Here is a 23198-nt window from a genome sequence, read left to right as displayed (position 1 = left end):
TACAACATAAACCCGGAAAAACCGGGTTTATGTGACATATTAATAATCAATTCTACTATAATATACTTTTTTTAAGGCTACTATTATTGTAATTCAATATCTAGTAACACTTCTCTATTATTGAATTTTTGGAACGGTGATGTATTAAAGTTTTTAACTCTATTATTTACAACATCCCAATGTAAATTAGATGTTAAGAACAAGTAAGGAAGTTCATCATTTACTAATTTACCCCATTCTTTATAGATTTCAGCACGCTTATCTTGGTCGAATTCTCTTCTTCCCTCTTCTAACAACCTATCATTTTCTTCATTTCTAAATCCTGGAGCGTTATTTCCTGATGGAACATCTACACTAGTATGGAATAAATCATATGCATCTGGGTCAATACTTAAATCCCACGCCATATTATACATATCAAATTCTCTTTTTTCATATACTTTTTCCACAAGAGCATTAAAATCCATTAAGTTTGCTTCAACTTTAACACCTATTTTTTCCCAGTCAGCCTTTAACATTGGAATTAAAGCTTCAACGTATTTACTTTCTGTATAAGTATCCCATACAAAATCTAATCTCTTACCATCTTTTTCTCTAATTCCATCTGCTCCTGGTTTCCAGCCAGATGCTTCTAATAACTCAATAGCCTTTTCAGGATTGTATTCGTATTTATTTATATCTTCTGTATACGCCCATGATACAGTTGATATTGGAACGTTACATGCAGTAGCATATCCTTGATAGTAAACATCAGCAAATTGTTGTCTATTAAATCCATACATTAATGCTTGACGAACATTTTTATCAGCAAGTCTTGGATCTCTATGATTTATCCCCATATAACCATATCCATTATCAGGGAATTCAACTATATTTAAGAAACCTGCATTTTCAACGATTTCTTTATGTTCACTTCTTGGAGGTACTTGTAATTGAACATCTGTAGTCCCTGCTTCTAACTCTGACATCATAGTTTCAGCAGTAGTAAACTTTAATATAAGTTTAGGAACCTTTGGAGCATTTAAGAAATAATTTTCATTAGCTTCAAACTCTATATATTGTTTTTCTTCATACTTAGTAAGTTTATAAGGACCTGATCCTATAGGCTTTTGCATTTTAGCTTTTAAAGTTTTAATATCACCTTTTTCAAAGTTATATATGTGTTTTGGCATAACTGGGATCTCAGTATACCAAAAATTAGTAGATAAAGCTTCATTAAACGTAAAGGATATTGTATGATCATCTATAACCTTAATTCCTTCAACCTTTTCAGCATCTCCATCATGATATGCTTCATATCCCTTTAATCCTGATACATAAGATAGATATCTTCCATCATAATTTGGATCACACATTGATAAATAAGTAAACTCAACATCATTAGCTGTTAAAGGAGTATCATCTGAAAACTTAACATCTTTTCTTAAGTAGAAAGTATAAGTTAAGTGATCATCTGATGTTTCCCATTTTTCTGCCAATTGTGGAATAGGATTACCTTCTTTATCATTACTATATAATCGATCAAATATTAAATCCACAACATAGCCATCATAAGTAGTACTAGAATAGACTGGCATAAAGTCACCTTTGGTTTCACTCATACCAACTACTAGAGTATCAGATGCACTATCTCTTTTAGCAGCCGGATTGTTAGCATTTGATACATCCTCTTGTTTCTCTCCTTGCTCTCCTTCACTGTCAACTGGTTGTTCATTTTTTGAACATCCAGCCATTAAAGCTGTCAATACTAATACTAGAGAAAGAATAAGACATAACTTTCTTTTCATTAAAATACTCCCCCTTTAATAAATTCTTATTATTTATTAATATAATGTATTATATCATTACCACATAAATAATGTCAATGGATTGGCGTGGTACTATAGACTTGGAAACAACTTGAAATTAGCGTTCAAAGCAAGTATTTACAACGTCTTAAGCCGTGTCTATCATTTGGACACAATTTTCATAAATTAACCACTACAATCATTATTCTAATAATTCTATATAAATCTGAATATTCATTTTATCGTTTTTTGTCTAAAATTGTCTAAAATTATCTAAATATTTAATTTCCATTATACTATTTATACATAAATTATTAAAGCCTTTTTTCTTTATATTCACAATATAACCATTCCATATTTTTCATGCGATTTCTTATAATGTAAAAAAGCTTCTATTTAAAGCATTTTTACTATAGAAACTTTTTTACATTACTTAAAATTAAGTTTTATATATTAAAAAACTCTCCAAACATAAGGAGAGTTTAATAAATTTCTTTTATTGTTCCACCGCCAATAACTATATCTTTATTATAAAATACTACAGATTGTCCCTTGGTTATAGCTCTTTGAGAAGTTTCAAATTCTACTATAACACCATCATTATAAGGATTTAATATAGCTTTGGATTCTTTCATCGAATATCTCACTTTAGCAGTAACTTCTAAAGATTCTGGCAGATTTTCATAGGGAATTATATTTAAATCATTAGCGAAAAGTTTTCTTTTAAATATATCTTCTTCATCTCCTAGAACTACTAGGTTCTGTTCTGGAATTATCTTTTGTACAAACATCTTCCTCCCTAGAGAAATCCCTAAACCTTTACGCTGTCCTATAGTATAGTAGACAATACCTTTATGTTTTCCTAAAATATTTCCTTCTTTGTCTACAAAGTTCCCCTCTTTTACCTTATCGCCTGCTCTATCTTTAATAAATCTTCCATGATCGTTATCAGGGATAAAGCATATTTCTTCACTATCTGGTTTATTATGAATTTCTAAACCAATCTTTTCTGCAATTTCTCTAACTTTATCCTTAGTATAACTTCCTAAAGGCATTAAAGTATGTTCTAATTGATACTGAGTCATACCATATAGGAAATAAGTTTGATCTTTTTTAACATCTACTGATCTTTTCATTAAATATCTTCCTGAAGCTGTATCTTTTTCAATAGTTGCATAATGCCCTGTAGCCACATAGTCAGCTCCAAGCCCATAAGCTTTCTTTAAAAATTCATCAAATTTAATAAACTTATTACAAGCTACACAAGGATTGGGAGTTCTACCTTCTAGGTATTCATCTACAAAATAATCTATTACTTTCCTTTCAAAAACTTCACGAAAATTCATTACATAATGAGGTATGCCTAAATCTTCTGCTACTTTCTTTGCATCGTATACAGAAGAAATAGAGCAACATCCACCTTCTCTTTCATCAAACCTTTCATCGTGAGGAATAACACTCATAGTAACCCCTATGACTTCATATCCTTCTTGCTGTAAAACATAGGCAGCTACAGAACTATCTACCCCTCCACTCATACCAAGTACTACTTTTTTCTTCATAAAATCACCTAATCTATCTGTTATTAATATCCTTTATCTAAATTCAGTTTATTTATATAATTTTTATTTTTACTAAATTCATTGATGTTATAAATTGCATCATCTAAATATGGGACTTCACCAATTATTTGAGCCGCTCTATGAGGAGATATTATAATATTGTCTAGCTTGTGAAAATCAAATTTTTTAGAAGGATAAGTCACTTCCTTAGAATCCATTGGATAGTTATACCAGGTATCTATAGCTGCACCTGCAATTAATTTATTTTCTAATACATAATATAAACTTTCCTCATCTATTATTTTACCTCTGGATATATTTATTATATACCCAGTTTTCTTCATCTTAGTTAAGTTATTTATATTTAACATTCCCCTTGTTTCCTTAGTTAATGCTGCTGCTACTACAATATAATCTGAATTAGACAAAACATAATCTAAATTCTCTATATCACCGACAAAATCTAGCTCTTCATACTGCCTTTCTTTATTACTAACTATAGCCATATATTTACAATTAAAACCTTTCATTAGCTTAGCCATATTTTTTGCAATATTTCCATAGCCAATAAATCCTATGGTCTTGTTAGTTATATAAGAGGAATAAGGCGATACCCCACTATTATTTTCTTTATTATAGTTCCTATTCCAACTTCCTTCTCTTAATAATTTATCATGGTAAGGAATCTTCTTAGCAATACTTAATAATAATCCTACACCATATTCAGCTACACATAAAGCATTAGAGTGAGAATTACATACTGGAATATTATAATTAGAAAGAACATCAAAATCTAATCTTTCTACTCCTGCCCAAGGAACTTGAATTAATTTAACTTTTGTCCCCTTATCTAATATAGATTTTGTAATAGTATCTCCTAACAAAATATCTACATCTTCAACATATTTTAATAATTCTTCCTCTGTATATTTCTCAGGTAATATTAATATATAATTTTCATCTAAATTTTTATTTATATAGTCAATTTCTACAGGAGATAATGCTCTAGTTAAAAGAATCTTTATCTTTTTCATTTGTCTCCTCCTTTAATTACTTAAAAAGCAATTACTATTCCTCCATCATTAGCATAAACCGTACTAAGCCCTGCCATTTCTACAATAATTATTTCTTTAAAATTGTATTTATCTTCAATATCTCTTTTTAGTTCTTCCGCTTTTCCTAAAGCATTACAATGTGCTATGCCTAGTATTTTATCTTCAAATTTTTGCTCTTCCTCTCCTATTACATCTACCAGTTTTTTATAAGCCCTTTTACTTCCTCTTACCTTTTCAACTAACTTAATAGCCCCTTCCCCATCAGAGCCCATAATAGGCTTTATAGACAGTGCATTGGCTAAAAGTCCTTTAACCTTACTTATCCTGCCTGCTTTAATTAAATTGTCTAAAGATTCAAGAACAAAATAAGTTTTCATTTCTTTAATATATTGTTCAACTTTTTCTACTATATCAAATTTACTATAACTTTTTTGAATCATATCAAATATCTTCAAACTAATTAAAGTTTCACCTATACTTGCACTTAAAGAGTCAAATACATGTATAAATTTATTACTGTTTTGCTCTAGAACTATATTTTTAGCTAAAATAGCATTACTATAAGTACTACTTAAAGCTGAAGATAAAGTAACTACAAAAACATTCTTTGCCTTTTCATACTCAGTAATAAAATCTCCAGGAGAGGGACTAGATGTTTTTATAGGATTTAAGCTGTTTTTCATGGCAGTTAATAAATCTTTAACATTCAATTTGCTATCATCTACAAAGGTTTTATCATCAACATCAAGCTTTAGTGGAACTATACCGATATCAACCTTCTTTCTTAAATCATCATTTAAATCACAACTACTATCTGCAACTATTCGGAAATCCATTTTATCACCTCAATAATATTCTTTAACTGCCTAACAATTGATACCTATTCTATCTTCAATATATTTAGCTAAATTAGAAGCTATTTCTTCAATCTTATCTCCATTTTTAGCTTCAATCATAACTCTAACTAAAGGCTCTGTTCCCGATGGTCTTATAACCACTCTACCTTCCCCATGAAACATTTCTTCTATCTTTTCAATTTCTGATTTTATTTCTTCATTTTCCATATACTTATGTTTTAGTTCATCTTTAACCTTAGCATTAACTAAGACTTGAGGAAAATTGGTCATTAAACTATTTAATTCTGACATTCTCTTTCCTGTCTCTTTCATAACTTCTAATAAATGAAGTCCTGTAGCCAATCCGTCACCAGTAGTATTGTATTCTAAAAATATAATATGACCTGATTGTTCTCCTCCCAATACATAGTCATTCTTAACCATTTCTTCTAATACATATCTATCTCCTACAGTAGTTTTGACTATATTCATACCGTTATTTTTTAAATATGTATCTAGTCCCATATTTGTCATAATAGTTCCCACTATAGTATTATTTCTCAATCTTCCTTCCTTATTTAATTGAGTGCCACAAATAGCTAAAATATGGTCTCCATCAAGAAGATCCCCTTTATCATCAACAGCAATAATTCTATCTCCATCACCATCAAAAGATATCCCTATATCAGCTTTTTCTTCTAAAACCAATTTTTGAATCATATCTGGATTTGTAGAACCACATTCTACATTTATATTGATTCCATTAGGCTCATTATTTATTACTATTAGTTCACCTTTAAGTTCTTTTATTAGTTCAGGAGCTATTTTATATAATGCTCCATTACCACAATCCATAGCTATTTTTATGCCAGATAAATCAATATTAACTGTAGACTTTAAATAATCTATATAATCTCTACTACCTTTTGGTTCTACAATAACTTTACCTACTTCTCCTTTTATAGGTCTAGTAGCCATTTCTTTATTATTTAAAATAATTTCTTCAATCTCTTCTTCTATTTCATCTAATAGTTTTAATCCTTCATTATTAAAAAATTTTATTCCATTATATTCAACCGGATTATGAGAAGCAGAAATAACTACACCTGCTAATCCTTCGTACTTTCTAGTCAAATATGCTACTGCAGGAGTAGGAACAACACCTACAGTTACAACATCTATTCCCATTGAGCAAATACCAGCTGTTAATGCTGCTTCAAGCATATCACCTGATATTCTTGTATCTTTTCCAACAATAATTTTTCCTTTATTTCCTTTAGATAATACATAAGCTCCAGCCCTTCCCACCTGAAAAGCTAACTCTGGTGTTAAGTCTCTATTTGCAATTCCTCTTATTCCATCAGTTCCAAAAAGTCTTCCCATCTTCTAACCTCCTACTTCAAAGTTTAACAACTTAATAATAGCATATTGAAGGTTAATCCACAAATAATTATTTCATTTTTATCTTATTTCAATGGGAACTTCTTCAAAGTATTTTTAATTAATAAATCTTTTTTATTTAAATCTGGCTTTTCCATAACTTGTTCTAATAAATAGTCTAAAATCTCTCCTATTATCTTACCTTCCTTATACCCTAACTCTAAAATATCTCTACCATCCAAATCCAATTGATTTATATTATAAGCTTCCTTATTATATAATATATCCTTTATTTTGTTTTCTCTCTCTAATAAAGAGCTAATATCTGCTTTTTCATTAGAGCAGCTTCTATCTGCCTTCTGTAAGGCTAAAAGATTAAATATTTCATCTTCTCCTACTCTGGCAATAAGTTTTTTCAAGCCCTTTTCCTTGTAATTGGCATGCTGTGTCATATGTTCTCTCACTAAAGTTGAAACCTTTTCTATTAATTCATTTGAACATTTCCATCTTCGAAGAACTTCTGATACAATTTCTGCTCCTACTTTATCATGACCGTAGAAATGTCCTACACCTTCATTATCAATAGTTAGGGTGTGAGGTTTACCTATGTCATGAAACAAAGCTCCTATTCTGACTTGCAAAACTGGTGGTGTATTATCTAATACACAAAGAATATGATTATAAACATCTTTATCATGATGGGGATTATGCTGATTAAAATCAATGGCTGGAATAATTTCAGGTAAGAATATTTTTAATATTCCTAAGTCTTTTAATAATTCTATTCCATTAGAAGGTTTTTCACATAGGAGAATTTTAAAAAGTTCATCCCTAACTCTTTCAATACTAATATTTAATAGAAAATCTTTATATTTATTACAAGCTAAATAAGTCTCCTCATCTATATCAAAATTTAGTTGGGCTGCAAATCTTACAGCTCTAATTATCCTTAAATAGTCTTCCCTAAATCTATTTTCAGGATTTCCTACAGTCTTAATAATTTTATTTTCTAAGTTACCTTTTCCACCAAAAGGATCTATTACTCCAGTTTTTTCATTATAAGCCATAGCATTTATGGTAAAATCTCTACGATTTAAGTCTTCTTTTATATCTTTGGAAAAAGATACAAATTCTGGTCTTCTTCCATCCTTATATTCTCCTTCTCTTCTAAAAGTAGTGACTTCTACTGCTCCTTCCTCTTGTACTACAATTATAGTTCCAAATTTTTTTCCTACTTCTATGGTTTTAAATTCTTTAAAAACCTCCTTTATTTCGTCAGGCTTAGCATCTGTGGATATGTCATAATCAGAAGGCTTTTTCCCAATAATAATATCTCTTATACTTCCTCCTACTAGGAAGGCATTATATCCAGTTTTCTCTAGTGAGTTAATAATTGTTTCTACATAAGATGGAATATTATATGCCATATCATCACTCCATATATCTTTATTATTTTAGTATAACATAGTATTTGTATAGGACAAACAAGTTTATACAATATATTAAAAGGCTTTGAAGGAATTCCTTCAAAGCCTATGTTTAGTCTAAATATTTCTTAAATAGTATAGAACCATTATGTCCTCCAAATCCAAGAGAATTGGATAATGCATAAGTTATATCTTTGTTTATAGCTATATTTGGTGTATAGTTTAAATCACATTCAGGATCAGGATTTTCATAGTTAATAGTAGGAGGAATTACACCCTCTTTTATTGCTAATATAGTAGCTATAGCCTCTATTCCACCAGCAGCTCCTAATAAATGCCCTGTCATAGATTTTGTTGAACTAATATTTAAGTTATAAGCATGGTCTTTAAATAAATTTTTTATGGCTAAAGTTTCTAGCTTATCATTATAGTAGGTACTTGTACCATGAGCATTTATATAGTCTACTTTACTATAATGTATTTTACCTTCTTCCAAAGCTAATTTCATTGCATCTTTAGCCCCATTTCCATTAGGTTCTGGCTGAGTTATATGATAGGCATCTGATGTAGCTCCATATCCAACAATTTCTCCATATATATTTGCTCCCCGATTTAATGCATGAGTTAATTCTTCTAAAATTAATACACCAGCTCCTTCTCCCATTACAAATCCATCTCTTTCCCTATCAAAAGGTCGACTTGCTTTTATTGGATCATCATTTCTTGTTGAAAGAGCTTTCATTGAACAAAAACCTGCTAATGAAATAGGTGTTATAGTAGCTTCACTTCCTCCAGCAATCATCATATCCATTTTGCCTTCCTTTATCATTTTAAAGGCTTCTCCTATAGCATGAGTTCCTGAAGCACAAGCTGTAGATATAGCCATGGTGGGTCCTTTAAATCCAAAAATCATAGATATTTGGCCTGATGCCATATTTGAAATCATCATAGGTATAAAAAAGGGACTTACTCTTCTCGGACCTTTTTCTATTAACTTACTATGTTCTTCCTCTAAGGTTTCCATGCCTCCTATACCAGAACCTATAATAACTCCTGCTTTCTCCACATCTAAATTATTTAATGGTACTGAGCCGTCTTCTAACGCCAACTTAGCAGCCGCTACAGCATATTGAGTAAATCTATCCATTCTTTTTGCTTCTCTTTTATCTATAAAATCTGATGGATTGAAACCTTTGATTTCAGCTCCTATTTTTACTTCATAGTTTTCTGTATCAAAACGATTAATATAACCAATACCTGATTTTCCCTGCAGAAGGGAATTCCAATAATTTGTTTTTCCTATTCCAATAGGTGTTATGGCACCTAATCCAGTTATTACAACCCTCTTCAATTGTATGCCTCCCTATAATAGAGTATTAAGAAATTTTATTTTTAATATATCTAACTATATCTCCAATATTCTTAAATTTCTCCGCATCTTCATCAGGTATGGTTATGTTAAATTCATCTTCTAATTCCATCATTATTTCTACTGCATCCAAAGAATCTGCCTCTAAATCATTCATTAAAGAAGTGTCCATAGTAATACTCTCTACATCATCAATCTCTAACTGATCAGTTATAATATTTCTTACTTTTTCAAATATCATTTTTATATCCTCCCTTAAATTTAAATTGACATTCCACCGTCTACACTTATTATTTGGCCTGTAATATAATCAGAATTACAACTAGATAAAAATACTGCTAAATTTGCAATATCTTTAGGATTTCCAAACCTTTTCAAAGGTATAGTTTTTAACATCTCTTCTTTTATATCTTCTTTTAAAACCTCTGTCATATCTGTTTCTACAAAACCAGGTGCAATAGCATTCACTCTAATTCCACGGCTAGCTAATTCTTTTGCCATAGATTTTGTGAAACCGATGACTCCTGCTTTAGATGCACTATAATTTCCTTGTCCTGGATTCCCTGTAATCCCTACTATAGAAGTAATATTAATTATTTTTCCATATCTTTTTTTCATCATTGATCTAGCTACTGCTTTTGTACAAAGATAAGTTCCTTTTAAATTAACATCAATGACTTCGTCCCATTCTTCTGTTTTCATTCTTATTAGTAAATTATCTTTTGTTACACCTGCATTATTTACTAGTATATCAATAGATCCTAGTTCCTCTTCTATGGTTTTAATCATATATAATACTTCTTCTTCCTTTGATACATTTGCCTTAACCATTATCCCCTTAACACCATTTTTTCTTACTTGTTCTATAACTGTTCTTGCCATTTCTTCATTATTAATATAACTAATAGCTATATTAACCCCATTTTTTGATAACTCTAACGCAATTTCTTTTCCTATACCTCTTGATCCACCTGTTATTAAGGCTACTTTATTCTCTAAGTTCATATTAGGTCCCCCCTTTTAATACGATTAACAGTTTCTTCAAAGGTCAACACACTAGTTATATTAAGTGCTTTTATTTCTTTACCCATAGATTTTCCAATACGCTTCACAAAGCCTGTTAAACTTTTGCCTGGACCTACTTCAACGAAAACATTAACTCCTTCATTTATCATAAACTCAATAGACTGCTGCCATAATACAGATTGACTAACTTGATTTACCAATTTACTCTTTATTTCATCTTTGTTATTTATTAGCTTTCCATCTACATTAGATACAACTTTTTTATTTACTCCTTTAATATCTACTTGAGATAATTCTTTTTCTAATTTATCTCCTGCTGGTATCAATAAACTAGTATGAAAAGGTGCACTAACAGCCAAAGGTATTGCTTTTTTGGCTCCTACTTTTAGTGCTTCTTTACAAGCAATTTTTAATCCTTCTTTTTCTCCAGAAATAACCAATTGCTCTGGACTATTATAGTTAGCTACTTCTACTATTCCAAAATCCTTAGATTTTTCTAATACAGGAGTTAATTTTTCTTTATCTAATCCTAAAATTGCAACCATTCCACCAATTCCTTCTGGAACAGCTTCCTGCATAAACTTTCCTCGTTCCTTTACAATTTTTAGAGCATCTTTAAAATCGAGACTTTCACTCATTACTAAGGAACTATACTCTCCTAAACTTAAACCTGCTGTATATTCACAGTCAATACCTTCTCTTTCTATAGCTTTTAACATAGCTATACTAGTAGCCAATATAGCTGGCTGAGTATTTTCTGTTTTTCTTAACTCTCCTTCAGATCCATTAAAGCAAAGGTTTTTTAAATCCATCTTTAAAGCTTCATTAGCTTCATCATAAATTTTTCTAGATTCTTCAAAATTTTCATAGAAGTCTTTTCCCATTCCTACATACTGAGAACCTTGCCCAGGAAATATAAAGGCTAGCTTACTCATTAATGTCACCTCTCTTTAGAGAGTATAACAAGTCTAACTCTTTAACTGCATAAATGATTATATCTTCAATAATCTCCTTACAGGGCTTAATATCCTTAATTAACCCAGATATTTGTCCTGCCATTAAAGATCCATAATTTATATCTCCTTCTACAACGGCTAATTTTAATCTTCCTGCACCTAATTCCTCTAATTCTTCAAAAGGTACTCCAGATTTTTCGAGGGCCAAGTATTCCTTTGTAAATCTATTCTTTAAAGCTCTAACAGGGTATCCAGTGCTTCTTCCAGTTACTTGTGCATCCCTATCTTTTGCCTTTATAATAGCTTCTTTATAGTTTAAGTGAACTTTAGCTTCTGTAGAACATACAAATCTAGTTCCTATTTGTACTCCTTCTGCCCCCAAAGATAAAGCAGCTAAAAATCCTCTACCATCACCAACTCCACCTGCTGCTATAACAGGAATTTTAACTGAATCTACTACTTGAGGAACTAACGCAAAAGTAGTTAACTCTCCTATATGTCCTCCTGCTTCGGTTCCTTCTACAATTAAGGCATCTACACCTTCACGTTCAAGTCTTATGGCTAAAGATACAGTAGGTACTACAGGTATGATTTTTACGTCATGTTCTTTTAATTTTTTAATAAATTTTCCTGGATTTCCTGCACCTGTAGTTACAACAGGAACCTTTTCATCGCATACTATACCTACAATATCTTCAGCAAAAGGTGACATCAGCATGATATTTACACCAAAAGGTTTATCAGTTAAATTCTTTAGCTTTCTTATTTCATCCCTCACTACCTCTTTTGGAGCATTACCTGCAGCTATAATACCCAAACCTCCTGCTTCTGAAACTGCCGCCGCTAATTCGTGAGTAGCTACCCAAGCCATTCCTCCTTGTAATATTGGATACTTTATGTTTAATATTTCACATATTCTTGTATGAAACATAATTTATCTTCCCTCCTTATTCCACTTCATAACTACCGAGCCCCAAGTTAAACCAGCACCAAAGGCTACTAATAGTACTATGTCTCCTTTATTTATTCTTTTTTCTTCCAAGGCTTCATCTAATGATACTGGAATAGAAGCTGAAGACATGTTTCCATATTTATTTAAATTTACATAAACCTTATCCTTTCCTAGCTTTAGTCTCTTCGCTGCTGCATCTATAATTCTAATATTGGCTTGATGAGGAATTAAAAAATCTAAATCCTCCATAGAAAGATTAGCTTTAATTAAAGCATTTATAGAAGCTTTTTCCATAACCCTTACAGCAAATTTAAATACCTCTTTCCCATCCATCTTAATAGTATGAAGATTGTTTTTAACGGTTTCATAACTAGCTGGTAATCTAGAGCCACCAGCTGGCTGAATTAAAGCTTGGCCATTAGCACCATCAGCTCCCAGTTCAAAAGAAAGAATTCCAAACCCATCTTCACATCTTTCTAATATACATGCTCCTGCGCCGTCACCAAATAATACACAGGTATTTCTATCTTCCCAGTTAATAATTTTGGATAAGACTTCTCCCCCAATTACTAAAACTTTTTTATAAACTCCGGTTTTAATAAAATTCGCTCCTGTTGCTAAGCCATAAATAAATCCAGAACAGCCAACATTTATATCAAAAGCTGCTGCTTTAGTTGCACCTAAATTTTTCTGAACTATACAAGCTGTTGAAGGAAATGCATTGTCAGGGGTTACTGTTGCAACTATAATGAGATCAATTTCTTCTGGTGCGATATTTCCATCCTTTAGTGCATTTTTAGCAGCTAAAGTTGCTATATCAGAGGTAGCAATATGTTTTTCAACAACTCTTCTTTCTTTAATACCTGTTCTTTCAATAATCCATTCATCAGAAGTATCTACTAGCTTACTTAAATCAAAGTTAGTAATAACTTTTTCTGGAACATAACTACCAACACCAGATATTCCTACAGAATAATTATTCAATTTTCCACCTCCATTTTTTATTGTGTTTGAAGGTCATCTTCTGCTATTTCCATTATCACCCCCTTTAAAATTAATATTCACAGCCTATTATATCATTTTATTGTATTATTTGCTAAATAATAAAAATTTGTATATTATTAGAATATACTAATTCAAAAACTTTAAGAATTAGTATATATTAACATTATTAAATAGTCAATTATTAAAAACAATACAAATAAGTTGAAAACGAGGTGAAATAATGGAAAAGCTTCTAAATGTTAACGATATTAAAGCTATAATTCCCCATAGGTATCCTTTTCTCTTTGTAGATAAAGTAGAAATAGGTGAAATAGGTATAAAAGGTACAGGATATAAAAATATAACCGTTAATGAACCTTATTTCCAGGGACATTTTCCTAATATGCCTGTAATGCCTGGAGTAATTATTATTGAAACTATGGCTCAGGTTGGGGCTGTAATACTCTTAGGTGATGAAAAATTTAAAGGTAAAACCCCTTATTTTGCAGGAATTAATAAATTTCGTTTCAGAAAAAAAGTAGTGCCTGGAGATACTCTAAAAATTGAAGTGGAAATAATAAAACTAAGAGGAGCTATAGGTATTGGCAAAGGTAAAGCTTATGTAGATAATGAATTAGCGGCAGAAGGAGAGTTTTTATTTGCTATTGAATAGAAAAACTGGTGGAAGCCTTAATGGGCTATCCACCAATTTTTTAAACAAACAAAAATTTAGTTAGTTATTCTTTAATAGATTCATAACTGTTTTATATACTAATACAGGTGCTACTTCAAAGGAATATTTTTTCTCTATTCTTTCTGTAAATTTATGTGCATCCTTTCCAAAACTTCCTATATCAAGTACTGGTAAATCAAGTTTCTGCATATCTTCTAGAGGTAAATCGTATTTTATACCAAAACCTGGCATATTATCTTTTAATGCCGCTATAATCTTTGGATCTTTTGGTGCTGCTCCATAACTTAAATCTGAAATATATGGGAAAAACTTTTTATAAACTAAGTTATAATCTGACTCTGTTGTATTTATAGCATCTGCTACTGCATCAAGCAAAGCTTTTTCCTTTGGTGCACTTCCTTCTACATAGATATGTGGATAATATGGTGGTGTAAAATATACTATAACAACTGGTTCTCTATCTGACCATAGACTATGGACTTCTTCTACCATTTTAAGTGAAAATTCTCTTTGATCTATAGATTCATCCTTCATCATTTCTTCTGTAAATTCAGCCATTCTCTCATCTAATTTACTACCTATTTCCGCTCTTACTTTTTCATATAATTCCTCATAAGATAATACTCTTGCTTCCCAAGGTAGTTTTTCATATTTTCTTCCTGCTAGATCACAAAATCTTTCATATTGTATATTTAAATTATCAATAGTAGATTGAAAAGCTTCCTTTGCTGCATCTTTCATCTTCTTTAATACCTCATCCGGTGTACTGCAATGAGTTGCATAATTAAAAAATAAAGTAGATGTTTTAGCTATTTGTACTGAATATTCTGGCTTTAAATCTCTTTGCTTTAATGTAATTGGAGGAAGTGAGACTTCTCCTTCTGCTACGTCACAAAAATCTGCATTTAAATTGATTCTATTTGTAATTGAAGAAGCAATTTGATTTGGATCTATACCCTTAAATGACTCTCCAACATGAGTTTCTTTCCCGACTACATAAAATGACGGCATTAACTTACCGACTGTACCAATATAGATATATTTATTTTCATCACCTTCAAATTCAGACGTCATATAATCTGTATCTAAAAGTGCTAAATAATCAAAGCCTTCTTCTTCCTGCATTTTTACTAATTCTGGCACTACAGATAACATACCTCCTGAGTTTCCTTCTTCATCACAAACTGCAGCATAAATTAAATTTCCTTCAAAATTTCCAATATCCTTTGATATTTCTTCCATCAAAGCCATTATAATAGCATCACCAGTTTTCATATCGAAAAGACCACGGCCAAATAAATAATCACCTGACTCTAAATCTTTCCTTACCTCTTCAGGCAGTGAAGAAGAAATTTTCTTAAACTTTTCTGTTAATTCATAAGGTTTATTGGCATATTCTTTTAAACTTCCATAGTCTGAAATACCAACTGTATCTGTGTGACCTATCATTAATACAGTTTTTTTGCTATTGCCTTTTCTTCCTCTTAATACAGCAACTACACTTTTTCTGCCAAGCTTATCATTAATTGCATCTACAAATTTCAAATCCTGTGGATTTTCCTTGTAATAATCCATTTCAGAAAAGATATCATATACTTTTTGTACTGAATCCAATTCTCCTGGAGTATCTACTACACTTAATTCATTTGTTAATTCTACAGCAATTTGTTCTATTCTTGCCGCAAGTTTGTTATTCATATCTTTACCTCCTAAATTTTTTATAATTCTTAAATTTATTTTATAAGTTACTCTTTTTTGATTTATTATATATTGTTGATCCTATATAGAACGCAGCATATGTCGGTATTCCTAATATTAATGCTAGCTTTTGTGTAGGATCAAAGAACATTCCTAAAAATACGGTCAAACATAATACTATTAATACTATTGGTGTTATTGGATATAAAGGTGTTTTGAATTTTAAGTTAGATATTTCTCCACCGTTTTTCGTATATCTTTTTCTAAATAAGAATAAGCATACTGCATAAAGAACATAAATAAAAATATTACTTATACCTATTATTGAGGTTAAAAATAAATATACTGTTCCTGGTGCTACTATACTTGATACAACAGCACATACTGCAAAAATCATAGTAAAAATCAAAGCATTCATTGGAACTTTATTTTTATTTACTTTAGATACAAACTTTGGTGCTTGGTTGTAATTACCCATCGACCATAAAGATCTTGTACTTGAGTATATGAAAGCGTTTGCTGAAGATAAAGCTGATGTCAATACTACGATGTTTATTATTAATTCTGCTGATTGTATTCCTGCTAATTTAAATACATATGCAAAGGGGCTTCCCGCTAAATCAGCACTTCTCCACGGCAACACAGCTATTAATACTATTAAGCTGGCCATATAACTTATTATTAATCCCCATATTGTAGCATGTATAGCACGTGGCAAGTCTTTTTCGGGATTTTCACTTTCACTTGCTGCACTTGCAAATATGTCTGCTCCTCCATAGGCAAAAGCTGCTGTCATCATAGTCATTACTACTGCCCTCATACCATTAGGAAAAAGTCCTCCATCGTTTGTAAAATTACTAAATCCAACAGCTTTTCCTCCTACTATTCCCGTAATCATTCCTACTCCTAAGATAAAAAATACTACAATTAAAATGAATTTTATACTGCTAAACCAGAAAGATGATTTACCATATTTATCACTAGGTACTGCATTTAAAATAAATAATAATATTGTAAAGCCTATAATCCATACTATTGAATTAACATTAGGAAAAATATTTTTCATAATTATTGATGAAGCCACAAGTTGTGAGGGTATAGTAATAGCGTATGATAACCATTTTACCCATCCTACTGTAAATCCCATACTAGGATTAATTAATTCTGTTGCATAAGCTTGTACTGTTCCTGCTACTGGCATTTCAACTAATAATTCTCCCAAACAAAACATCATCAAATACATTATTACTGCTCCAAAAAGATATGCTAATAAAGTACCTCCTGGCCCTGCTTGTTGTAGTACATAGCCTGAACCTAAAAATAGTCCTGTTCCAATTGTTCCACCTATACCCAGCATCATTATTTGATGGGTCTTCATAGAACGTTTTAGTCCTTCTGATTTTTCTACAATATTGTCCATCTCTTTCTTAGGCTGTTGATTTGACACGATGTAATACCTCCTTAGTATTTTTATATATTGTTGAAATCTATAACATACTATAGAGCAAAGTTCGTGCCAAAAATAACGATCTACAAATATAGCCATTTTTCAACATCTTACATTTTTACCCATTAAAAATAGTAAAAAATATTTTACCATTTATGATTTGCGTAAAATATTTTTTACTATCACTCTATTGTTTAGTATATTTATTTAGTTTGTATTTCAATAGTTGTTTTGAAATTTTTAAAGAGGCTGCTGTTAAGGTCAAATTGTTCTGATAATTTTTATAGGCTTCTAAAATAATACTTCTTTCATGATCTTCTAGGTATGTTTTCAAATCACAATTCAAATTGTATAAGGTATCTGTAATTTCATGTTTTTTACTTTCAAGCATTCTGCTCGGAATATCCTCTATTGTAAGTTCATTTTTCGTGATATTGTTAAAAGCTCCTTCAATTACGTTTTTTAACTCTCTCACATTACCAGGCCAATTATACTGTTCAAATACATCGAGTAATTCTTTTGAAATAGGTTTTACATTATAACCTAATTTTTTATTATATATTTCTATATAGTAATTTGATAAAAGTTCTATATCGTCTTTTCTAGCAATCAATTCAGGTAAAATAATTTGTACAACTGAAATTCTATAGTAAAGATCTTCTCTCATCCTACCTTGTTCCATAAGTACTCTAGGATCTTCATTTAAGGCTACTATAATTCTTATATCTAAAGGTATTTCATGTGAACCGCCAATTCTTCTAATTCTTCTTTCTTCAATTGCTTTCAATAATTTTACTTGTGATAAAGGGCTTAAAGAATTTATCTCATCTAAAAATAGTGTCCCTCCTTGTGCTAGCTCAAAAAGTCCCTCTTTATTTTCAGCACTTGTAAAACTACCTTTTGTTGTACCAAATAAGATACCTTCTAATAGATTTTCTGGAATTGCTCCACAATTTTGTGATATGAATGGTCCCTCTCTCCTATTACTACAGTTATGAATAGATTGTGCAATTAATTCTTTACCTGTTCCTGTATTCCCTTGAATCAAAATAATTGATTCTGTTTTGGATACTCTATGAATTTTTTCCTTAATTTTAATCATTTCTTGATTTCTTGTAATAATATCATCAATTGTATAGCATGTTCCATTTCTATTGTAAATAATATTAGATTGAAAACAACCTTTATATGGCAATTTTCCTTTTTTATCAAAATAATCCGAAAACTCAATTGCTCCGATTATTCTATCTCTATCCATAATTGGATATGTAGAACCTACTTGATAAACAAGATTGTTTCGTTTTGTTTTTAACCCTTGTTTGTAGTTAATAGTAGGTTGTCCTGTTTTTGTAGCAGCGATTAAAGTACTATTATTGTTATCTAAATTTTTATATAGAGAAGTAAGCTTTCCACCCATAACATCTTCTGGTGTCAAATCATAAACAGGCAAATTACTCATAGTGAAATAAATGATTACTCCAGTATTATCAATAATGACAACGTTTTTACAACTGTCCTGTTTAAACATTATATCCCCCACTAACAATCTTTTTTATACATTTATAATAACTGATTTTTTAGATTTTTTCAACTTTTTTCTTCTTTTATTGTTTTCGTAGATTTACTAATAATTGCAGAATAAAAAAAACATCCCATTTATAAAAAGGATGCTTCTAAATTTTCGCCATTATCCTCTAAGAAACACTTAGTCCATAAAATAGCTTGATAAAATTCATCTAAAGATAACTTAGAAAAATGTTCATTTTTTATTACATATTTATTATCTTCAAATTCAATATTTAAAAACTTAATAATGAACTCGTCGAATACTTTCTTCTGTTCTTCTTCCATTAAATTAGATAGACCTGCAGAATCTACCAAGTTATGTATTATCCTCATTAGTTTTTGCATTATTTCTTCTTCACTAGCATGAGTATACCTAACTCCATCATATATATCTATTATAAACTCTAAACAATGTACTGCATCTCTTCCTTTAAGAAATGACAACGCAGTATCTCTACAGACTAATAACTTGCTATTCCCCACAATAACGCACCTCTATCTCTAGATAATCAACATGATATTTATATAATATATTACTAAGTAATTTACTATATCCTATTAGAAATAATCATCTCCTATTCGACATAAACAACTAAATATTTCCCCGGTAATATTTAGTTATTTATTATTTATCTATTTTTATATTTAAATGTTATATAAAAATAAAAGCTTCATTATAAATAGGAACATAGTCCTATTTTTATCTATTATAGTATATATATATATATTGTGCAACATATAATTGTAAGTATTTTCCTAAGAAAAAGTTAGGATAAATGCATTCCTAACTTTTTCTTAATTGAAGGTTTTCTTCTTTAAAAATCTTTTTTATCCTCTCTTTTTCCGAGATGATCCTTGCTTCCTTTTCATCATATGCATACAATCCACCACTAACTACTCTAGTCTTTAATTGCCCTTTCGCAATATTACTGCCTATTAGATGAGGTGCATCTAGGATTCCTATTTTAACAGCTTCTACTAATATATCTGGATCTCCTAATGGGTCTTCAATATCTAAAGTTAATGATTTGATACTGTCTATTATTAAATTAGCTTCCTCTATTAGTTTATTCTTTCTATTTATAACATTTTTATCTTTAGTCATATCTACAGAACCTAGAAATTCATTTTTTAGTACTCCTCTTACTATCATACATGATTCAATTATATCTTCAGCTTTAGCTGCATGATGAGCTTCACAATATCCAACAACATGATATATATGTGGCTTTATTGCCATTGCTAAGTAAGCTGATGCCGCTAACTGACCTTTTGCTTGATACAAGTTAGCTGGAAAACTTGTTAATCCTGCCCTAGCTTGACGGTAAACTTTAAAATTATTATCTTCTAAACTTTCTACTAATTCAATTTTCGCTAAAATTTTTCCCAGATCCATTTCCGGAGATATAAAAGCAGGTACATTAAACATATACTGAGCTATATAATTTTTCACTCCCATCTTCTTTGCATTATATGCTGCTATATAAGCCGTTGCCACCCCTATAGCATCATGAGCATCTCTTAAACTCCAATGATGAGCTTCATTTACTTCCACTGGAATATTTCTTTCTCCATGCCAAGCCATTACTTGTTGATTTTCAATAATAGCTTCTTTTAAAGTTCTAGGACCTCTTTTATCCAATTCACTATACCAAAATAATGGTATTGCGCACCATGCGTTATTAATATTCTCGTTTAAAACTTCAGCAAATTTTATTATATTTTTTGTACCACTATAAGATCTAAGTAGTGGATAATTTCCTCTTTGAGCTGCCTCATATAATTTTTTGAAATCTTCTTTCGTCCTTAAAGGCACTCCACCTGCTCCATTTAACCTTTTATCCATATTTCGTTGATCAAAAAAGAATTCTTGAGCATTTTGATCTGGAGCTATAGATATAACGTCTAACACTTTTGCTTCTGCTACCTTCTTTATAGCCTCAATAGTTTCATCTATCGTAGGTAATCCCAAATGATGTCTTAATATAGGATAAGGATATTTAGATTTTATTCTTGATATTAAATCTTTTGGATAAGATTCTTCCTCAGAATAGTTTTTCCCTTTTAAGTAAGCTATAACTTCATCAATATCCTCATAACCATAAAATATCTTAGTGAAAATTCCCCATTTTTCTGCCACTAAGGATGTGGGCTCTGTGCCTCCAAATATCCATATAATATCAAATATTTTTTCTTTTTCTATTTTATCTTTTAACTCTTCCATAATTCTATTTAATGGTTCTGGTGTTAGCCTATAACTTAAGGCTACTATATCTGGTTTTTTATCTTTTATTTCACTTAACAATTGATCAATAGTTATACCAATTCCTATAAATTCTGTTTTATAACCTTCATTATCTGCTAAAGTTAAAAAATTCATCGTTCCTGCTACATGAACACAATTTCCAATAGTACCTGCTATTATTTTTTTCATTAAGCAACAACCTCCTTACTGTTTTTATCTATAGTTCCTTTTTTAGCAAGTTGGTGTATTTCTGATACCGTTAGATCTTTTAATCCAAGTCTTTCTAGAGTTCTTCCCTCTTCATAAAAGTTTCTTCCCGTTATTAATTCTGCAATTCTTATTATAGAATCTATAGCTGGTGTTTCTATACCAAATTCTTCTCCTATAGAAGATATAGGTATTAAACTATAAGGAACATCTTCAAATATATATCTAATTGATAGTCCTTTTGGTGCCTGAAGACCCCTATAGGCTGGATTGTTTTGTACTGTTTCATATAGATTATCTCCCTTTGCACCATAAGTTTCATATAGCCAATCTTTAGCAGATATGGTCTCTACTTGAAGCGCCCTTCCTACTTCCATCCTTTCATTATCCATCTTCTCTATAAAGTCCCCTATAGATGGAGTAATACCTTCAGTATAGTATTCAAAAGGAGCCCCTCTCTCAATATGTCCACTATTTAATAAAGTAGGAGCCGGATGAAATATTGCACCATAATTATTTATACTAGTTTCCATTACATCTTTTGCTGCAACAAATTGAGGATATGCTTCTCTAAGAATATTTATTACATAATGGGTCTTTATAGCTGGAATAGCAGCTAAAGATACTTCTTTTTTACTTTTAAATATATGAGCACTATTACTAGATGTAGTTCTACAAGCATATATGAAAGTCTGAGCTTCCGCTACAATAATATCTTTACTACTTCCGTATTTTCTGAGGGTTTCATAAACCTCTAAAGCTCCTCCAGTTCTTCCTGGATTAAGTACAATTATTTGACCATTTCTTAAATAAGGTGCCATTTCTACAGCCATTGAATAATGCCCCATTGCAGGAATGGTGACCATTATAATATCAGAACCTTCTATAGCCTCTTTCATATTATTGGTCACTTTATTTAAAATTCCAAAACCTGTTTCTTCACCCGTTAAGCTAATAATGGGTTTTTTTATAAGTGGTATAATATTATTTAAGGTTCTATTATGTAAGTTTACCCTATATCCACTTTTAGCTAAATATCCTGCCATAGCCATACCACCATTGCCTGCTCCTATAACACAATAAGTTATATCTCTTATCATATAAAATTTCTCCTTTCAAGATCTTTTTTATCCCATGGCTAATAACCCTAAAAATGCAAATTACAACAACTAAAATTAAAAGTTATATAATCTTTAAATTGGTTACTCCAGGGTAATTAGATGACTTTAAGTTTAGATAGAACTAGAATACTACCTAGATTTAATCCCGTTTTATGTCAACTTGATTTTTTGAATAAGAAAAGACTATGGGATTCCATAGTCCTGAAAACAGCACAATATCAATCCCCCTTTAGAACGCTTACGAGGTTAGCTGGCGGGTTCGGGTTAAAGGGATTTTCCCGTCCCAAAAAGGATTCACCCCAAAAAATTGGTTCCCCCGTTTCTAAGAGAATTCAGCGATTAATATATAATTTTAAAGATAGAAAATAATTTAATCTAAGGTCATATGACTATATATTTGATTTTATGATAATTTTTTATAATACAACAAAATTAACTAGAGAATAAATGATATGTAAAAATAAGTTAAAAAAGAGCTTAACGAAATGCAAACTCTTAGAACAGTATGTAAAGAATATTATACCATATTTAACTATAGGATACAAGAATTTATTAAAAAAGCACTTTATAAGCTATTTTAGCTTAATATAAAAATTATTATCACCTAATTAGGCTATAAGAATATCATGTAGTAGGAAAAAGGACAGCAGAGTTATCAGCAGCCAAAACAACTAATATTAAAGGAGGAAACAAAAATGGGTATGCAAAATGAAACTGGTAATGTTAATAATATTCAAGTTTTCGATAATGGATTTGGGAATTGCCCACCATCTTGCGTTGATGTTGATAGTAGAAACTTAGGTGATTGTCCAAACTCCCCAGAAACACCAGTTGGAATTACAAATGGTGTTGTAGCAAAGATACCTGTAGTTTTAGCTCAGTTAAG

At 30.6% G+C, this 23198-nt stretch carries 19 protein-coding genes, 1 pseudogene and 1 riboswitch; of the genes and pseudogenes, 2 read left to right on the top strand and 18 right to left on the bottom strand.

Features of this window, described 5'->3' with window-relative positions; all coding sequences use genetic code 11:
• Nucleotides 1–83: 83 nt before the first annotated feature.
• From KQI42_RS18335 to KQI42_RS18280, 12 genes are all read right to left on the bottom strand, one after another.
• Complete coding sequence (locus KQI42_RS18335; protein ID WP_216521878.1) at nucleotides 84–1787, bottom strand: ABC transporter substrate-binding protein; 1704 nt, start codon at nucleotides 1785–1787, stop codon at nucleotides 84–86.
• Nucleotides 1788–2269: 482 nt separating this feature from the next.
• Nucleotides 2270–3373 (bottom strand): tRNA 2-thiouridine(34) synthase MnmA, encoded by a 1104-nt coding sequence (gene mnmA, locus KQI42_RS18330; RefSeq protein ID WP_343231724.1) that lies wholly within the window; start codon nucleotides 3371–3373, stop codon nucleotides 2270–2272.
• On the bottom strand, nucleotides 3373–4383 hold the full coding sequence (locus tag KQI42_RS18325; RefSeq protein ID WP_216521876.1) for a 2-hydroxyacid dehydrogenase: 1011 nt from the start codon (nucleotides 4381–4383) through the stop codon (nucleotides 3373–3375). Before KQI42_RS18325 ends, mnmA begins: the two co-directional genes overlap by 1 nt.
• 20 nt (nucleotides 4384–4403) lie before the next feature.
• Nucleotides 4404–5240: a DegV family protein gene (locus tag KQI42_RS18320; RefSeq protein WP_216521875.1), complete on the bottom strand. Its 837-nt coding sequence runs from the start codon at nucleotides 5238–5240 to the stop codon at nucleotides 4404–4406.
• Between the two features lie 30 nt (nucleotides 5241–5270).
• A complete protein-coding gene (gene glmM, locus KQI42_RS18315) occupies nucleotides 5271–6623 on the bottom strand; it encodes a phosphoglucosamine mutase (protein ID WP_216521874.1) in 1353 nt (450 codons plus the stop codon).
• Between the two features lie 83 nt (nucleotides 6624–6706).
• A complete protein-coding gene (locus KQI42_RS18310) occupies nucleotides 6707–8047 on the bottom strand; it encodes a CCA tRNA nucleotidyltransferase (RefSeq protein WP_216521873.1) in 1341 nt (446 codons plus the stop codon).
• 112 nt (nucleotides 8048–8159) lie between these two features.
• Complete coding sequence (gene fabF, locus KQI42_RS18305; protein ID WP_216521871.1) at nucleotides 8160–9398, bottom strand: beta-ketoacyl-ACP synthase II; 1239 nt, start codon at nucleotides 9396–9398, stop codon at nucleotides 8160–8162.
• Nucleotides 9399–9423: 25 nt separating this feature from the next.
• A complete protein-coding gene (gene acpP, locus KQI42_RS18300; protein WP_216521869.1) occupies nucleotides 9424–9657 on the bottom strand; it encodes an acyl carrier protein in 234 nt (77 codons plus the stop codon).
• A 20-nt stretch (nucleotides 9658–9677) separates the two neighbouring features.
• Nucleotides 9678–10421, bottom strand: a complete 744-nt coding sequence (gene fabG / locus KQI42_RS18295) for a 3-oxoacyl-[acyl-carrier-protein] reductase (RefSeq protein ID WP_216521868.1) — start codon at nucleotides 10419–10421, stop codon at nucleotides 9678–9680.
• Nucleotides 10418–11377, bottom strand: a complete 960-nt coding sequence (fabD, locus tag KQI42_RS18290; protein ID WP_216521867.1) for an ACP S-malonyltransferase — start codon at nucleotides 11375–11377, stop codon at nucleotides 10418–10420. The genes fabG and fabD overlap by 4 nt, the downstream gene beginning before the upstream one ends.
• Entirely contained in the window at nucleotides 11370–12329 is a 960-nt protein-coding gene (gene fabK / locus KQI42_RS18285) for an enoyl-[acyl-carrier-protein] reductase FabK (protein ID WP_216521866.1), read from the bottom strand. The genes fabD and fabK overlap by 8 nt, the downstream gene beginning before the upstream one ends.
• A gap of 3 nt (nucleotides 12330–12332) precedes the next feature.
• Nucleotides 12333–13334: a beta-ketoacyl-ACP synthase III gene (locus tag KQI42_RS18280; RefSeq protein WP_216521865.1), complete on the bottom strand. Its 1002-nt coding sequence runs from the start codon at nucleotides 13332–13334 to the stop codon at nucleotides 12333–12335.
• A gap of 241 nt (nucleotides 13335–13575) precedes the next feature.
• Between KQI42_RS18280 and fabZ the strand changes: the two genes are divergently transcribed.
• Entirely contained in the window at nucleotides 13576–14007 is a 432-nt protein-coding gene (gene fabZ, locus KQI42_RS18275; protein WP_216521864.1) for a 3-hydroxyacyl-ACP dehydratase FabZ, read from the top strand.
• Between the two features lie 60 nt (nucleotides 14008–14067).
• Here the strand turns inward: fabZ and KQI42_RS18270 are convergent, their stop codons facing one another.
• From KQI42_RS18270 to KQI42_RS18245, 6 genes are all read right to left on the bottom strand, one after another.
• Nucleotides 14068–15726: a M20/M25/M40 family metallo-hydrolase gene (locus KQI42_RS18270; RefSeq protein ID WP_216521863.1), complete on the bottom strand. Its 1659-nt coding sequence runs from the start codon at nucleotides 15724–15726 to the stop codon at nucleotides 14068–14070.
• 40 nt (nucleotides 15727–15766) lie between these two features.
• On the bottom strand, nucleotides 15767–17173 hold the full coding sequence (locus KQI42_RS18265) for an amino acid permease (protein ID WP_216521861.1): 1407 nt from the start codon (nucleotides 17171–17173) through the stop codon (nucleotides 15767–15769).
• Nucleotides 17174–17360: 187 nt separating this feature from the next.
• A complete protein-coding gene (locus tag KQI42_RS18260; protein ID WP_216521859.1) occupies nucleotides 17361–18701 on the bottom strand; it encodes a sigma-54 interaction domain-containing protein in 1341 nt (446 codons plus the stop codon).
• A gap of 128 nt (nucleotides 18702–18829) precedes the next feature.
• The gene (locus KQI42_RS18255; RefSeq protein WP_216521857.1) at nucleotides 18830–19222 is read right to left on the bottom strand and encodes a hypothetical protein; all 393 of its coding nucleotides are present in this window, start codon (nucleotides 19220–19222) and stop codon (nucleotides 18830–18832) included.
• Nucleotides 19223–19523: 301 nt separating this feature from the next.
• A complete protein-coding gene (locus KQI42_RS18250) occupies nucleotides 19524–21173 on the bottom strand; it encodes a cobalamin B12-binding domain-containing protein (RefSeq protein WP_216521856.1) in 1650 nt (549 codons plus the stop codon).
• Entirely contained in the window at nucleotides 21173–22291 is a 1119-nt protein-coding gene (locus KQI42_RS18245; RefSeq protein ID WP_216521854.1) for an NAD/NADP-dependent octopine/nopaline dehydrogenase family protein, read from the bottom strand. Before KQI42_RS18245 ends, KQI42_RS18250 begins: the two co-directional genes overlap by 1 nt.
• Before the next feature lie 241 nt (nucleotides 22292–22532).
• Nucleotides 22533–22660: riboswitch (cyclic di-AMP (ydaO/yuaA leader) on the bottom strand.
• Between the two features lie 347 nt (nucleotides 22661–23007).
• Here KQI42_RS18245 and KQI42_RS18240 point away from each other — a divergent pair.
• A pseudogene (locus KQI42_RS18240) lies at nucleotides 23008–23198 on the top strand (CsxC family protein); the annotation flags it as partial.

The sequence above is a fragment of the Tissierella simiarum genome (genome assembly GCF_018917865.1).
Lineage (GTDB): Bacteria > Bacillota > Clostridia > Tissierellales > Tissierellaceae > Tissierella_C > Tissierella_C simiarum.
This window is presented reverse-complemented; position numbering and strand designations above follow the sequence as displayed.